The sequence below is a fragment of the Winogradskyella sp. genome (assembly GCF_965228925.1).
Classification (GTDB): domain Bacteria; phylum Bacteroidota; class Bacteroidia; order Flavobacteriales; family Flavobacteriaceae; genus Winogradskyella.
The window spans coordinates 2,071,979-2,089,334 of the sequence record NZ_OZ245845.1; the positions used below are offsets into that span (position 1 = coordinate 2,071,979).

Here is a 17,356-nt window from a genome sequence, read left to right on the forward strand (position 1 = left end):
AATCAAAGCTTTTAATTTGTAGTTTTGATGCTTATAGTACAGTGAAGTGGAAATACTACATATTTATAGGCCTACTATCGGTTTTTCAAGGTCATGCACAACCAGAAATAATCGATGAACAGGTCTTGCAAAATATTCCCACTGATACAGATGCGTTTACTCTCGAAGAAAAATTTAAGATGTATTTTAAGGGGCTTAGCCAGTTGGATAAAGCTTCAGATTCCGTCAAACTAAAATTCTACCATCACTACTCTTGGACCTTAACCTATGAAGGTATTCATGAGGAAGCAATTAGTCTTTGCCATAAGGCGATTAAACTTTCTAAAGAAACGGGAATCAATCACAAACTCTTCCATTATTACAGCCGTTTAGCCATGAATTACCCTCGTCTCAATAAACAGGATAGCGCTACATGGGCTTATAAAAAGGCATGCGAACTAAGGCGACTGGATATGGCACCTCCTCTTTATGATCTTCCAGCAGTTAACAATCTTGGGTATCATTATTACTTGCATTTAAAACAATATGATTCCGCATTATACTATTTGAACATGCGTTTAAATTACCCTAAAGAAATCATCTCTAAGACACATCTTTACTATAGTATGAGCGATAATATCGCTTTAGTCTATATGGCACAGGGTAAATATGCAGAGGCTAGGGATCTTTTTAAGGAAAACTTCGCCTATTACGGAGGTCCAAAAGCACGGCGCAAAGATGAGGAACGCTTTATAAGAGCGGGTTTGCAATGGGCCGATTCTGAAATGCATTTAGGAAATCTAAACTTGGCAGGTGCGTTGATTACTGATATTAAAGCCATTTTCGATACGATTTCTTACTACGATTTTAAGTATAAATCTAAACTATTATTATTGCAAACACAGATAGACTATGCACGTCGCATTAATGATTATAAGCAGGTTGATCAGCTAAAGAACAGTTATTACGAATTTAGAGATAGTTTGAATAATGCTGAGTCCACAAAAAAGCAAAACGACCTTACACTTTTAAAACAAGTCGGTCTACAAAACGCCGCATATGACCTTCAACAAGAGCAAAGAATTAATAGTGTTGAAAGAGAAAACCTCGAGCTAAGTCTTAAAAACGAATCTGTAAGAATTTATTGGATACTGTCTTTAGGTATTTTAGTGTCTATCATCATTTTTATATTTTATTCATTGCGAAGGGCTAGGGTCTATTCAAAGAAAAAACAAAAATTGTTAGAACGGTTTTCTCAAGATCTTATTAGTGAGCAGGAAAAAGAACGCACCAGGCTAGCTATGGAGCTCCATGATGGCATAGGGCAAAAACTCATGTTATTAACCAGAAAGACAAAAGATTCCAATAACGGTTATATGCAGGTTTTGGCTCAGGATACGATGGAGGAGTTAAGAACCATCTCGAGGGGATTGCGCCCAGCGGTTCTTGACCGTTTGGGACTAAAAAAGGCTTTAGATGCTTTAATAGAAGATATCGATGATAACTCGAACATACTTTTTACATCCAATATCGCAGATGTTGGTCATGCCATTTCTAAAGATGTGGCCATTCATATTTATAGAATTATCCAAGAATGTTTAAACAATATTTTAAAACATTCCGGTGCCAACTCAGCTTCGGTTACAGTCGAAATGAATACGTCTAGGATTCTTACCAAAATTACGGACAATGGAAAAGGATTCAACGTATCACAAGCTTTAAGAAGCAATACCTCACTCGGAATGAAAACTATAAAGGAAAGAGCCAAGATTATTAAATCCCAGTTTAAAATACTTAGCGGTAATAATACTAAAGGAACGACAATAATTATAACAACTCCAATCTATGACAATTGACAAAAAAAACATTTCCATTGTTATTGCCGATGATCACCCCATGCTTCTCAGAGGCTTGTTCGAGCAACTCGTAGAAAACGGTTATAGTGTCGTGGGACAGGCTGATAACGGCATGAAGGCTTTAGAATTAATACTGACCTTAAAGCCTGCATTGGTTTTGTTAGACATAGAAATGCCATTGCTTAACGCCTTTGAGGTATTCAAAATGGCTAAGGACAAACTTACCGAAACGAAGTTTGTTCTGCTGTCCTATCACAAGGAAAAAGAATATGTACTACAGGCCAAAAGCTTAAAGATCAACGCTTATTTGTTAAAAGACGATTCATTTTTCACTATCGAACAATGTATACACGCTGTTATGAATAATGAGGAATTCTTTAGCCCTTATTTTAAGGACTCACTTTTAAGAAATACAAACGACAAATTAAGACAGTTTAGCCAGCTTACGGGTTCGGAGATTACTATCTTAAAACGCATTGCCCAAAATAAATCTTCAAAAACAATTGCAGAAGAATTGGGGGTGTCTATCCGAACCATTGATTCGCATCGTACCAATATCATAAAAAAGATAGGCTTGTCTAAGGAAACGAATACATTAACCAACTGGGCACTACTAAATAAAAAAGCCATTTCAGAGCTTTAGCCAAAAAACCTAGGTACTAGTACTGAGATAATCGGTACTTATACAGATTTCGAGGAATTTTATCAGGGTATAATTTTGAGGCATGAACCTTAATATATCCCCCTAGGATGAAAAAATCCCTTATTCTGGTCGTTTTATGTCTTTGGCAAACGACCTTATCAGCCCAATGCGATGGTACAAGCGACATTATACAAAATTCAGGTAACCAAAGTTTTACTTTTGGAAGTCTTTATAGTGCTATTGGGAACAGCTTTACACCTATATGCTCAGGAAAACTTGAAGGCATCTCTATTTGGATAGCAAATGTAACGGGCCCTACTATTGGAAGTGGTGCTTCGATAACCGTTGAGCTATACAAATATCCTTTCAGTAATAACAATCGTACATTGATCGCGAGCGCAACAAAGAGCGGCATCTCTATTAATTCGTCCCTTACTGAACACAATATTGATTTTAATACCGAACCGGAATTAACAGCAGGAATAGAGTATGGGTATCTAGTTTTAAGAAACAATACAGAATATAGCCTTTCACTGGCTTATGACATTCAAGCCCCTTATTCTGGAGGAGAGTTTCTCTACAATAATTTTCTTGGCAATTCAGGTGCTGATTGTCGGTTCCGTGTACATTATAAGGATGAGGTGGCCCCTGTGGCAAGATGCAGAAACATAACACGTTCGTTGGGAGCCGATGGTACGTTAAGCATTTCTGCCAGTGACATAAACAACGGATCAACGGATGCGGACTCGGGGATTGACTTTACGGGTATTTCCCAAAGTACGTTCGATTGCGACGATATCGGAGACCATACGGTAATACTCTTTTTACGGGATGCTAACAACAATAGCTCGAATTGCGAGGCAACAGTTACCATTGCGGACAATACAGGCCCAACAATAAGCGGCAACATCACCGACATTTCCAAAATTGCGGTATTTGGCGAGTGCACGGCCGTCGTGGACTATACTACCCAGCACAACGTGAACGTCTCGGACAACTGTTCAGCATCTCCCACGATTACCACGAGCGGTGGTGCAAGCGGTTCAGAATTTCCCATAGGCATCACGGAGGTCACCTATACGGCAACGGACGCCTTCGGCAATACGACCCAGACCAGTTTCAACGTAACGGTCACGAATGTACAGCCAGATGCGGCCTGTATCGAAGAACTGGAAATTACTTTCAGCGCAGGCGGGTCCGCAACATTGCTCCCGACGGACCTGTTGTCCCTTGGCGAGGCGAGCTATGGAGATGCCACATTCTTATTGGATGGTACCGCCTTCGATGTGGAGGTAACATCAACAGACCCCACGGATATTTTATTGTCATCATCTGTTGGAGCATGGAATTATGAGGAATTTGCCTTTACCGTGCCCACCGATGGACTGTACAGCTTTATTCAGAGTGGAGATTCAGGCTCCAATTTCATCCTGTGGAACGCCGCCATTGTGCCCAACAGTGGACGGTTTGACGGCCGGGACGAATATGTCGGGCACGTGATCTTCAATGCTGGCGGTGGCGTTACAAGCTCGAACAATACGACAAGCCCTAACAGTGGCACCTTCGATCTGGATGCTGGTATCCTCTATTACATATCGATTACTGGATTGGACGCCGGCGATTTCTTTAACGGGACGCTCCAAGTAGATGCAAGTATCAACGGCAGCCTGCCACAGACCTACGACTGTACAGATGTCGGTACGACCAAAACAGTAAGGGTCATAGACCCTTGCGGTAGGGAAACCTCCTGTACCACAACGATTGTGGACAATATCGATCCTGTCATAAACGGCAACATTACCGACATTTTCATAGAAGCACCATTTGGCGAGTGTACAGCCATCGTGAACTACGCCACCCCGCACAACGTGAGCATCTCGGACAACTGCACGACCTCGCCCACGATTACCACAACCGGCGGGGACAGCGGCACCGCGTTCCCCATAGGGATAACGACTGTGACCTATACGGCAACGGACGGTTCCGGCAATACGGCACAGGAAAGCTTTGATATCACGGTGGCGGACCAACAGATCGCCGTGTGCCAGGACACAACGATTACCTTGGACGGCAGTCACGATACCATAGCGCCCAACGATATCTTTTCGGGAAATCTGAGCGACTATGGGGATTCCACGCTGCTTATGGACGGTACCGCCTTCGGTGCGGAGGTAACCTCTGAAGATCCCACGGATGCTTTAGCAGGTACATGGAACTATGAGGAATTTGCCTTTACTGTGCCGGCTGATGGGCTGTATACCTTTACCCTAAGGGGAGATTCGGGTTCCAATCTTATTGTATGGGACGCCCCTATTGTGGCCAACAGCGGAAGATTTGACGAACGGGACGAATATGTCGGCAACGTGACGTTCAATGCCGGTGGCGGCGTTACGATTTCGAGCAATACAGCAATTCCAAATACCGGCACCTTCGATCTGGATGCCGGTATGCTCTACTATATGTCGATCATTGGATTGAACCCTGGCGATTTCTTCAATGGGACGCTCCAGATAGATGCAAGTATCGACGGGAGCCTGCCACAGCCCCTGAACTGTGACAATCTTAGGGAACCCCTGGCAAAGACCTTGACGGTGATCAACGAATGCGGACAGACCTCCTCCTGCACGGCCAATGCCATTATCACAGGTTGGATCTTTTCCGATTGCGATCCCTTTGTCACCAAATGGAGCATTGCCACAGACAATGAAAGCATCACCTTGCCCATCGTAAGCGATAGTGGCGGTTATCGTGTAGATTGGGGAGATGGCACCACTAACAGCAATACCGATACGCATACCTATGCAACCAGTGGCACCTATGAGGTAAAGATCAACGGGAACCTGAACACCTTTAAAGTAGGTGTTATTTCTGATATCAGGTCAAAATTGTTGGAGATTAGCCAATGGGGATCCAGTGTATGGACGTCTTTTGAAGATGCCTTTTTTCTCTGCAACAATATGGACCTTACGGCTACGGACACTCCCAATTTGTCCAATGTTACCAATATGTCCGACATGTTTAAGGCGTGTGTATCTATGGTAGGTAATAGCACGATCAGTACCTGGAATGTAAGCAATGTCGAAAAGATGAACGGGCTGTTTGATGGCGCGAAGGCTTTTAATCAGCCCTTGAACAACTGGAACGTCTCTAATGTAACGGATATGTCCTTCATGTTTGATGGTGCAGAGGCTTTTAATCAACCTCTAAACAATTGGAATGTCAGTAATGTGACGACTATGCAAACCATGTTTAAAGGCGCACTGGTTTTTAATCAATCTTTAAATACTTGGAATGTCAGTAATGTGACTAGCATGCTCAGTATGTTTAGTTACGCAGAGGCTTTCAACCAAGATTTAAATACTTGGGATACCGGCAACGTACTGTCCATGCAGGCTATGTTTGCGGGAGCTCTAGACTTTAACGGTAATATAAGTACCTGGAACGTATCACAGGTCACCGATATGAGTCAGATGTTTATGCTAACCGAAGATTTTAGCCAGAACCTTAATAGCTGGAATGTGGGCCAGGTACAAGATATGGGTGAAATGTTTAGGCAAGCCGCAAGCTTTAACGGAAACATCTCCAATTGGAATACCGCTAATGTTACTGACATGCATAGGATGTTCCTTACCGCCCCAGCGTTCAATCAGGATATTTCAAATTGGAATACTGCTGAAGTCACCGATATGTCTGCGATGTTCTATAACGTTGCGCCGCTCGATGCGGATATGGCGTTTAATCAAGATATTTCGAGTTGGAACGTCGCTAAGGTTACTGATATGGACCGAATGTTCCAAAATGCCGTGAACTTTGATCAAGACCTCTCGGCTTGGGACATCTCCAGTCTAACCACGGCAGCAAACATGTTTACTGGGGCAACACTTTCCCAGGAGCACTATGATAAGCTATTGATAGGCTGGAATACCTTGGATAGCTCAGAGACCCAAGTCCCTTCCAATGTAGCGTTTAATGGAGGTAACAGTGAGTATTGTTTTGGCGGACAGGCACGTGCTGCTTTGGTTACCGCTGGATGGACCATTTCCGATAGCGGCGTGGGTTGCGATCCCTTTATCACCAAATGGGAGGTGCCGGCAGACGATCTAAGCATCACCATCCCCACAGCTTCAGGGGAGACTTACGACTATACGGTAGATTGGGGCGATGGCCATGTTTCTTTTGACCAAACCGGAGATGCAACACATACTTATGCCACCGCAGGCACGTATGAGGTTTCCATTGATGAAACCTTCCCTCGCATTAATTTTATAAAGATCTTCGGCGGTGTGGATCCCCCTAAGCTTTTGGAGGTGGTGCAATGGGGAGACAATCCGTGGACCTCCATGGAAGGTGCACTCGCAGGCTGTATTAACCTTAGCATCACGGCAACAGATGCGCCAGACCTGTCAGCCGTAACCAGCACAAAGTTTATGTTCGCCGGAGCAACGGCATTCAACCAGACCCTATCCGGATGGGACGTTAGTAATGTAGAGGACATGAGTCAGATGTTCTTTGGTGCGACAGCCTACAACCAGCCGCTCTCCAATTGGAATGTGAGCAATGTAACCACTATGACGCAAATGTTCGCTGGAGCAACAGTCTTCAACCAGCCGCTCTCCAATTGGAATGTGAGCAGTGTAACCAATATGGGCGGTGTGTTCTCCAGTGCAGCGGCCTTCAACCAGCCGCTCTCCAACTGGAATGTAGGCAATGTAACCGATATGGGAGGTATGTTCGCTGGAGCAACAGTCTTCAACCAGCCGCTCTCCAATTGGAATGTGAGCAGTGTAACCAATATGGGAGGTATGTTCTCCAGTGCAGCGGCCTTCAACCAGCCGCTCTCTAACTGGAATATGGGCAATGTAACCGATATGGGAGCTATGTTCGCCGGAGCAACAGCCTTCAACCAGCCACTATCTGGATGGAACGTGAGCAGTGTAACGGATATGAGGGGTGTGTTCTCTGGAGCAACAGCCTTCAACCAGCCACTATCCGGATGGAACGTGAGCAGTGTAACGGATACTAGGAATATGTTCTCCGGAGCAACAGCCTTCAACCAGCCGCTCTCCAATTGGGATATGAGCAATGTAAGGGTTACTAGTAATATGTTCTCCAATGCAACTTCCTTCAACCAAGACCTCTCCAACTGGAATGTGAGCCAAGTCACGCAAATGAGTTTTATGTTTGCCTATAGCTTTTTCAATCAGGATATCTCCAACTGGGATGTAAGCAACGTGGAATATATGAATAGTATGTTTGAAGGCGCAGTCAGTTTTGACCAAAATCTAAGCGATTGGGATATTGGAAGTCTCTTTGATCCAGGTTTTACCGATGCAGGAATGGACTACATGTTTAGGTCATCGGGACTATCGGTTGCCAATTATGATGCCACCTTGATCGGTTGGAGCACGGACAGCAGTGGTTCTCCAGGCGATGGCGACGATGACATCCCTTCCGGAATAGGTTTCGAAGGGGGCAGCAGCCAATACTGTTTGGCTGGAGCGGCGCGCCAGGTTTTGACCAGTAGTCCATACAATTGGCAGATGACTGATGGCGGCGAGGCCACGGACTGTTATGTGAGCTTGGCACCAAAGACGTACCTGCAAGGTGCTGCCTTGAACCCCATTACGGGCGAAGGGACCTTGATGCGTGATAATCTTCGCACCGGCAATCACATTCCTTTAGAATCACCCTATGGTGACGGACGCACTATCGACGCTTCCGTGCTTACGGTTACGGGAGCTAATGCCATTGTAGATTGGATATGGGTAGAGTTACGGGACGGCAGCTCGAATACGACGATAAAAAATGAGAGGTCCGCTTTGTTGCAACGCGATGGGGATATTGTTGATATAGATGGCACATCATCATTGGTATTCTATCAATCCTCGGGGAACTACTATGTGGCCATCAAACACCGCAACCACTTGGGCATTATGAGCAATGCCGCCGTGTCCTTATCTTCAACCAGCACAACGGCCAACTTCGCCGATGGCAGTACAACGCCCTATGGTACCAATGCGCTGGTACTACTGGCCAATGGCTTATATGGGATGTATACGGGCGATTATGATGGTAATGCCCAAATTCAGAATACGGATGCGAATGCCGTGATTCAACTGATCGGTGGTTCGGGCTATGCTACAGCCGATATGGATGTGAATACCCAAGTCCAGAACACGGACGTCAACACACTGATCAATCCAAACATTGGCCGAGGGGAGCAGTTCAGTAGAACTATGTCCTCTGAATTATTGTCAAACAATGTAGCCTTGGCCTTTGCTAATGCTCAGATTACCAATGATGGCGTTAATGATTTTTATGAAGCCGATATCATGATATCGAGCACTACGGATTTTTATGTGGGCTCGGGACAGGTATACATCGATTACAGCACAGCGGCCTTTGGTGGGAATGTATCGGACAATGGCAACATAGCATATAGCCAACCGGATGGTTCAATATTAGGTTACTCTTTTGGGATGTTCTCCCCGGCGTACAAGGATTTTATACAGAACGACAATACGAGCTCAAGAGTGTCCCTATCTTTCCAGCAGAACATTGCTTTGGTCGGTTTGGAGACGGCACCGGAACTTCAGATTACAACGACACCAAAGGTCCTATTCCATATCAAGATCCGCTATACTGACGTTAGCGAGGATGCCGATATCTGCTTCTACAGCGATGGAGTATTCCAGGACCAGTTCTTTACGGCCTGCGGTGGTACGAGTATTGCAGACTGTACCAGTACCCCTGGGACACAGATCACTGATGATACTTATGATTGTTCAGGAGCTGGGGTGGGTACACTTGGTATAGGTGTTAATGAAGAGGACCGTATAGCGCTATATTCCAACCTACAGGAACACACCATTGTGGTGCATGGATGGCTATCGGAAACGACGACCTTCAGGCTCTATGATCTGCAGGGGCGAATGGTATTGGCGACGCCATTAGAAAACCGGACCATGGTACAGCATGTAGATGTGAGTACGATGAACGATGGGGTTTACATTGTAGAGTTAAAAAATAAAAACGGAAGACAGGCACAAAAAGTGATATTGAATTAATAATAGAAAACGTGACCATAATGCACCATAGGTTCATAAAATGGTTCTTCTTTAAATGTAAATGGTTGTTCCAGAGGCGCATGATAGTCTCCTTAAATGGATTAATAGTAGTCGTTCCCAATCGTGCCCTTTGGATAACCAAAATAAATTAAAACAAGAATATGTATAAGCCATTAAATAGAGAAGTTTAGGTTAATAGCAAGACAGAGCTGCTGCGAAGTTAAAGGGGTAAAGAACCAGCAGCGATGTTAGCCTCCCTACTGTAAGGATAGGGAGGCTTTTATTTAAAAGCACATTTTGAGAATCTATTTTTGGTGAACAAGAAACCTAAAATGATTGTTGCCTTAATCTACCAACCTCCTGAGGCACCACCACCACCAAAACTTCCACCACCAAAGCCACCGCCAAAACCACCGCCGCCGAAGCTTCCTCCTCCAGAGCTACTACCCCAGCCACCAAAACCACCAGATGAGCCTCTACGGTAACTACCACGACCCATATTACTGAGTATGATAGCTTCGAGAATACTTTTCGCATCATCGTTTCTGTTGCCACGATTTCCTCCGCCTCGACCACCACCACGACTTTTGGAAATAGCGATGATAAATATGACGAATACAATAAAGAGTATGATGAACACAATAAAAGGGAATTCGTTGCTGTTTGTTTTTCTCGAGCCTTGGTACTCCCCATTCATGACTTCAAAAATGACATCGGTAGCACGATCTAGCCCACCGTAATAATCGTTGCGTTTAAAGTAGGGAACGATATCTCTATCAATAATGCGCTTGCTTATAGCATCAGTAAGTAAATGTTCTACTCCTTTGCCTGTATTAATGCCAATCTTTCGATCATCTTTAGCTAACAAAATTAGGATACCGTTGTCTTCATTTTCTTGTCCAATGCCCCAGACTTCACCCCACTGTGCTCCAAGATAATTGATGTATTCACCTTCAGTGGAACCTATAATAGCTACAACAATTTGAGTCGAAGTGGTATCAGCATATCTCCTTAATTTAATGTTGAGATTGGTATTATCTCTTTTGGTTAATAGATTGATATAATCGTAGACAAAGTGCTGTTTTGTATCTTTTGGTTTAGGAGGTATCTTATATTGTGCAATAACAATAGAAGTACTTGCCATGTAAATGACAAATACTAACATAGTAGCTATGTGTTTTAGATACTGCATTAACCTTTAGATATGGCATTGTCTAACTCATTGCTATCACCATGCTCCCATGGGAAATGTACCGAGAGTACTTTACCGGCTTCTGAAATACCGTCGATAAGCCCTTGTTTAAAGTTGCCCGATTTGAATTGCATTGCTATTTGATCTCGTGTCGTGTTCCAGAAATCGGCTCCAACAATATTGTTGATGCCTTGGTCTCCAAAAATGACAAAAGCTTTATTGTCAACAGCGACATAGATAAGCACACCATTTTGTTGAATGGTGTTGTCCATTTTTAGTAAATGGAACACCTCCAGCGCACGTTCATAGACATCAATATCACATTTTTGCTCTATATGCACACGAATCTCACCTGAGGTTTCACCTTCCGCTAAACGAATAGCTTCAATGATTTCCTCTTCTTCACGAGCGCTAAGGAAATCTTCAATGTATGGCATGACTAATTTTTAGTTGTTTTCGAATTGTATATCAGGTACTTTTTCAGCACCAGGCTCTGCTTTAAACCTTGCCATCTCCTTGAAGCCAAACATTCCAGCTAATATCTTATTTGGGAATTTAGTGGTGTAAATATCATACTTATTTACCGCTTCATTATAGCGATCTCGAGCAATATTGATTCGGTTTTCGGTACCTTCTTGTTGAGCTTGAAAGTCTCTGAATTGTTGGGTCGCTTTTAAATCTGGATAACGTTCAAAGGTGGCAATGAGTCTACTGAATGATCCTTTTAATTGACTTTGAGCTTGTTGAAATTTTTCTAAATTCTCTGGAGTTAAATCACTAACATCAACATTTATAGAGGTCGCCTTAGAGCGCGCTTCTATAACCTCATTCAATGTTTTTCTTTCAAAATCGGCCGCCCCTTGAACAGTTTTTACTACAGTAGAATATAAATCACTACGTCTTTGGTAAGTACTTTCAACATTTGACCAAGCTGTTTTGGCATTAGCTTCTAATTCTACTGATGTATTATTGATTCCAACTGCCCATTGATAAAGACCAATTCCTACAATAGCAATGATAATCAGTGGGACTAACCATTTTTTCATGATTTATAAGTTTTAAAGTTGTGTTTTTATTTTAATGAGTTGGGCTTTAATGCGTTCTAGCTTTTCTATGATCTCGTATTTTTCTAAAGACTTTTTCTTTTCTTCCTTCAAGTGAATTTTGGCACCTTCTAAGGTAAAGCCTCGTTCCTTTACCAGATGGTAAATGAATTTTAGGTTTTTGATATCTTCAGGTGTAAATTTCCTATTGCCTTTAGCATTTTTCTTAGGCTTAATAATATCAAATTCTTTTTCCCAAAAACGAATTAGTGAGGCATTAACGTTAAAGGCCTTGGCGACTTCACCAATACCGTAATAGCGTTTTTCTGGTAATTCAATATGCATATTAATCGAGAGATTGGTTTTCTAAAGATGCTTTTCTTAGCAATTCATTAAACTCCGTAGCAGAGAGGTTACCATAGTAGAAATTGATAGGGTTAACACGCTGTCCGTCCTTATGGACTTCATAATGCAGATGTGGTGCTTCGGACCGTCCAGTACTGCCCACATAGCCAATTAAATCACCGCGTTTTACACGTTGGTTGACACGTACATTATATTTATATAAATGGGCATATAGGGTCATATAACCATACCCGTGATCGATTCGTATGTGTTTTCCATAGCCCGAGGATCTATTGTCAGCACGTCTTACGATACCATTTCCGGTAGCGTAAACCGGTGTGCCTCGAGGGGCGGTAAAGTCCATACCAAAATGAAATTTTCTAGCCTTGGTAAAGGGGTCTGTTCTAAAACCATAACCCGAAGCCATTCGTGTTAAATTCTCGTTATTTACCGGTTGTATTGCTGGTATGGCTTCCAAAAACTTTTCTTTATCCTCTGCTAACTTGGCTATTTCATCCAGTGATTTTGACTGCACGACGATGGCTTTTTCAAGAACATCTAAGCGTTTATTACTCTCGCCAATTAATTGTGAATTATCGAAACCTTCAAACTTTTTATATCGATTAATACCCCCAAAACCAGCGCGTCGTTGTTCTTCTGGAATCGGATTGGCTTCGAAGTATAGTCTATAGATAGCATTATCGCGTTCTTCTACATTTTCTAGGGCTGCAATGGCATCGTCCATACGTTTGTTAAGCAGCTCGTACTGCAATTGCATATTCTGTAGTTCTCTAGCTAACTGGCGTTCTTTTGGGGATTTTATATAGCTACTGATTATGGCAAAAGATAAAAAACCGAATAATCCTGCGGCCAAAAGAAAAACGGCGGCATATTTAAAAGCCGTTGATTTTTTACGCTCTATTTTACGGTAAGACAACGTATCGGCGTCATAATAATATTTTACCTTAGCCATGTTCTAATTTATACTATTTTTGCAGGACATATGCACCATATGAATTGCTGAATTTTCCAAATATAAAGATTGTTTTGCAAATGTGGTAATATTAACGATACTGGCTATAATTTAAGTATATGACGTCTCAAGACATTCGAACTAAGTTTCTAGAGTTTTTTAAATCAAAATCCCATCTCATCGTTCCTTCTGCACCTATGGTCACAAAGGATGATCCAACCTTGATGTTTGTGAACTCTGGGATGGCGCCTTTTAAAGAGTATTTTTTGGGAAATAATACGCCAAAAAGCAATCGTATTGCCGATACGCAAAAGTGTTTACGGGTCTCTGGGAAACACAATGATCTTGAAGAAGTCGGTTATGATACTTATCACCATACCTTATTCGAGATGTTGGGCAATTGGAGTTTTGGGGATTATTTTAAGAAAGAAGCCATTGCTTGGGCTTGGGAGTTGCTCACCGAAGTTTATGGTATTGACAAGGATATCTTATATGTCACCGTTTTTGAGGGCAGTGATGATGCCGATAAGCTCCCTATGGATCAAGAAGCTTATGAGCTTTGGAAAACCATTATTCCAGAAGACCGTATTCTTATGGGCAACAAGAAGGATAACTTTTGGGAAATGGGAGAACAAGGACCTTGTGGCCCCTGTAGTGAGATTCATGTGGATATCCGCTCGGCTGAAGAAAAAGCAAAGATAGATGGTAAAGACTTGGTCAACAAGGATCATCCCCAAGTGGTGGAAATCTGGAATTTGGTCTTTATGCAATACAATAGAAGGGCAGATAAATCCTTAGAAAACCTTCCCAATAAGCATATCGATACAGGTATGGGCTTTGAACGTCTTTGTATGGTGCTACAGGGCGTCACCTCTAATTATGATACTGATGTGTTTACACCAATAATCAGAGAGATTGAAGCGATAACCAATACCGATTACGGTAAAGATGAAAAGATTGATGTGGCCATTAGGGTGATTGCTGACCATGTGAGAGCCGTAGCATTTTCTATTGCAGATGGGCAATTACCTAGCAATACCACCAGAGGCTATGTGATTAGACGAATTTTACGACGTGCGGTACGTTATGGCTTTACGTTTCTAAATAAAAAGGATCCTTTTATCTATCGTTTGGTTGATGTTTTGACCAAAAAGATGGGGAATGCCTTTCCCGAACTTAAGACCCAAAAGCAACTTATTGAGAATGTGATTAAAGAGGAGGAACAATCCTTTTTAAGAAAGTTAGAACAAGGCTTGGTATTGTTGAATCGCATTGTTGAAAATGCTGAGTCAAAGGAAATATCGGGATCAAAGGTGTTTGAATTGAAAGATACTTATGGGTTTCCGGAGGATCTAACAGAACTCATTCTAAGAGAACAAGGCTATACCTATAATACTGGAGAATTTGAACGGAAATTAAAGGAGCAGCAGGGACGTGGTCGGGAAGCGTCGGAATTGAAATTAGATGATTGGACCGTTTTATTGGATGATGAGGAACAAGAATTTATCGGTTACGATGCACTTGAGGCTGATGTTAGGATAGTACGCTATAGAAAGGTGAGTACTAAAAAAGAGGGTGAGATGTACCAATTAGTTTTTAATTTAACACCCTTTTATGCGGAAGGTGGAGGTCAAGTTGGTGATAAAGGCTATTTGCAAGATACTAATGGAGATGTGCTCTATATTTTGGATACGAAGAAGGAGAATAATGTGATTATCCATTTAACCAAAGACCTACCCAAACGACTTAACGACAATTTTAAGGCGGTTGTTGATGCCAAACAACGCTTTAGAACCGAATGTAACCATACAGCTACACACCTTTTACATCAAGCATTGCGCGAGGTCTTGGGAACACATGTTGAGCAAAAAGGCTCTGCTGTACATTCTAAACATCTGCGTTTTGATTTTTCCCATTTTTCTAAACTGACGGTTGAAGAACTTAGGGATGTGGAAAATTTTGTCAATGCAAGGATTGATGGCAAGTTGCCCCTTGAAGAGCAACGAAGCGTACCGAAAACCCAAGCCATAGCAGATGGTGCCATGTCTTTATTTGGCGAGAAATACGGAGATACGGTAAGAACTATCCGCTTTGGTAAATCCATTGAACTTTGCGGGGGTACACATGTCAAGAACACAGCAGATATATGGCATTTTAAGATTGTGTCCGAAGGTGCTACTGCGGCTGGGATTAGACGAATAGAAGCGATTACTTACGACGCGGTAAAGGATTTCTATTTTGAAAATAATAGAGCCTATTTTGAGATCAGGGACTTGCTCAATAATACCAAAGAACCTGTAAAAGCGGTTAAGGCTTTGCAGGATGAAAACGCCGACCTTAAAAAACAGATTGAGCATCTGCTTAAGGATAAAGCTAAAAATGTAAAAGGCGAATTGAAGAATGAAATTGATGAAGTTAATGGTGTCAATTTTATAGCAAAGAAAGTAGACTTAGATGCTGCAGGTATTAAGGATTTGTGTTTTGAATTGGGTGGTGAAGTGAATAACTTGTTTGCCTTATTCGGAGCTAATACTAATGGTAAGGCGATTTTGTCGTGTTATATTTCAAAGCAACTTGTTGCTGAAAAGGATTTGAATGCAGGGCAAATCGTGAGAGAACTTGGTAAATACATTCAAGGTGGTGGTGGTGGCCAACCTTTCTTTGCGACAGCAGGTGGTAAAAATCCATCAGGGATAGATGAAGCCTTGGAAAAAGCCAGAGATTACATTTAATCGCGATTACCATGAAAACAAGGGCTTTTTTTCTCATTGTAGGGTGTTTTCCAGCTGTTTTGCTAGCACAAAAATTTCCCACTCCGCCTTCCCAAAGTGAAATTAATAGCCGAATGCTCGACAATCAGAACAATTTACAATGGCATCATGACCAGCAGATGATGTGGATGATGAATAGTATTGAAACTGATGAGCAAGCCTTGTATAGAGAGCAAACTAAAAAAGCAAGACTCGAATATAAGATGAAACGGTTGAATACCACCTTATCGGATTTAAGTGATAAGATTGTGGAGATTGAAAGCAACAGTGGAAAATCGGATAAAAAGCATCAAAAAAGCATTGATCGATTACATCGCTCTATGGCTAGGACAAGCATTAAGATTGAGCGAGTTACCAATAAATTAAATGTTTCAAATACTAAAATAGAAACCTTAGAAAATAGAATTGAGAAAGAAAAAATTCGATTAGAGGAAAAAAAGAAAGAAAGGGAATTAAAAAAGCTAGAGCGACAAAAGAATAAAGGATAGTGTAATATTCAAACTGTTCTAATATACTCCATAAGGCGATGAAACTTCAAACTCAGATACCACTAAACCCCCAAAAGTTAAGTCAGCTTGATTATAACTCAAAAGTGGTGTTATTGGGGTCTTGTTTTTCTGAAAATATGGGATCCAAATTTGAGTATTACAAGTTTCAGACTGCGATCAACCCATTCGGAATTCTATTTCATCCTTTGGCTATAGAACGTCTTGTTACAAGAGCCATCAATTCGGATTATTATTTGGGTGATGAACTCATTTTTCACAATGAACAATGGAGCTGTTTGGATGCGCATTCCACATGGAATAGGGTCGCCCAAGATGATTTGATAAATATCTTAAATGGGCAATTAGATAATACGCTACAGCAACTAAAAAGTGCGACCCATGTCATCGTTACTTTAGGAACTAGTTGGGTATATCGACATATCGCTTCTGACCGCATCGTTGCCAATTGTCATAAAGTTCCCCAAAAGCAGTTTCTAAAAGAACTCTTGTCCGTAAACGCTATTTCTCAATCACTTGAAGCCATGGTTGCTTTAATTAGAGGTGTCAACCCCAAAGTAAATTTTATATTCACCGTGTCACCGGTTCGGCATCTAAAAGATGGATTTATAGAGAACACAAGAAGCAAATCACATTTAATAGCTGCGGTTCATGACGTGGTTGACCCAAGGCAACACTTGTATTATTTTCCTTCTTATGAAATAATGATGGACGAGCTAAGAGACTATCGTTTTTATAATACCGATATGCTTCACCCTAATGCTTTGGCCATTGATTATATATGGGGAAAATTCAAAACGGTGTGGTTAATGGAAGAGGCCTTAGAAATTATGGATGCTGTTGCCAGCATTCAATCTAAAAAGGCCCATCGTCCATTTAATCCTAAGTCTGAAAAACATCTGGCGTTTTTGAATCAACTTCAGTTAGATATTAAAGCCTTAGAAAAAGCGCATCCCAATATTACTTTTGACAAGTAGGTAT

General features: G+C 41.9%; 11 protein-coding genes. 6 read left to right on the forward strand and 5 right to left on the reverse strand.

Annotation, left to right across the window (positions count from 1 at the left end):
* Positions 1-41: 41 nt before the first annotated feature.
* From ACO052_RS08440 to ACO052_RS08450, 3 genes are all read left to right on the forward strand, one after another.
* Positions 42-1,835: an ATP-binding protein gene (locus ACO052_RS08440; protein ID WP_422107570.1), complete on the forward strand. Its 1,794-nt coding sequence runs from the start codon at positions 42-44 to the stop codon at positions 1,833-1,835.
* Positions 1,825-2,478 (forward strand): response regulator, encoded by a 654-nt coding sequence (locus ACO052_RS08445; RefSeq protein WP_422107571.1) that lies wholly within the window; start codon positions 1,825-1,827, stop codon positions 2,476-2,478. The genes ACO052_RS08440 and ACO052_RS08445 overlap by 11 nt, the downstream gene beginning before the upstream one ends.
* Before the next feature lie 107 nt (positions 2,479-2,585).
* On the forward strand, positions 2,586-9,545 hold the full coding sequence (locus tag ACO052_RS08450) for a BspA family leucine-rich repeat surface protein (protein WP_422107572.1): 6,960 nt from the start codon (positions 2,586-2,588) through the stop codon (positions 9,543-9,545).
* Between the two features lie 349 nt (positions 9,546-9,894).
* Here ACO052_RS08450 and ACO052_RS08455 read toward each other — a convergent pair whose 3' ends face one another.
* The 5 genes from ACO052_RS08455 to ACO052_RS08475 are packed head-to-tail and all read right to left on the reverse strand — an operon-like array spanning position 9,895 to position 13,098.
* Complete coding sequence (locus ACO052_RS08455) at positions 9,895-10,710, reverse strand: TPM domain-containing protein (protein ID WP_422107573.1); 816 nt, start codon at positions 10,708-10,710, stop codon at positions 9,895-9,897.
* A 26-nt stretch (positions 10,711-10,736) separates the two neighbouring features.
* On the reverse strand, positions 10,737-11,174 hold the full coding sequence (locus ACO052_RS08460) for a TPM domain-containing protein (RefSeq protein ID WP_422107574.1): 438 nt from the start codon (positions 11,172-11,174) through the stop codon (positions 10,737-10,739).
* Positions 11,175-11,183: 9 nt separating this feature from the next.
* Positions 11,184-11,783: a LemA family protein gene (locus tag ACO052_RS08465; RefSeq protein WP_422107575.1), complete on the reverse strand. Its 600-nt coding sequence runs from the start codon at positions 11,781-11,783 to the stop codon at positions 11,184-11,186.
* Between the two features lie 12 nt (positions 11,784-11,795).
* Positions 11,796-12,125, reverse strand: a complete 330-nt coding sequence (locus ACO052_RS08470) for a MerR family transcriptional regulator (RefSeq protein ID WP_422107576.1) — start codon at positions 12,123-12,125, stop codon at positions 11,796-11,798.
* A gap of 1 nt (position 12,126) precedes the next feature.
* Entirely contained in the window at positions 12,127-13,098 is a 972-nt protein-coding gene (locus ACO052_RS08475) for a M23 family metallopeptidase (protein ID WP_422107577.1), read from the reverse strand.
* A 119-nt stretch (positions 13,099-13,217) separates the two neighbouring features.
* Here ACO052_RS08475 and alaS point away from each other — a divergent pair, with 119 nt between their 5' ends.
* From alaS to ACO052_RS08490, 3 genes are read left to right on the forward strand one after another with little or no spacing between them, the layout of a single operon-like run.
* Entirely contained in the window at positions 13,218-15,830 is a 2,613-nt protein-coding gene (alaS, locus tag ACO052_RS08480) for an alanine--tRNA ligase (protein WP_422107578.1), read from the forward strand.
* 11 nt (positions 15,831-15,841) lie between these two features.
* Complete coding sequence (locus tag ACO052_RS08485) at positions 15,842-16,357, forward strand: hypothetical protein (protein ID WP_422107579.1); 516 nt, start codon at positions 15,842-15,844, stop codon at positions 16,355-16,357.
* 38 nt (positions 16,358-16,395) lie between these two features.
* Positions 16,396-17,352 (forward strand): GSCFA domain-containing protein, encoded by a 957-nt coding sequence (locus ACO052_RS08490; RefSeq protein WP_422107580.1) that lies wholly within the window; start codon positions 16,396-16,398, stop codon positions 17,350-17,352.
* Positions 17,353-17,356: the final 4 nt, after the last annotated feature.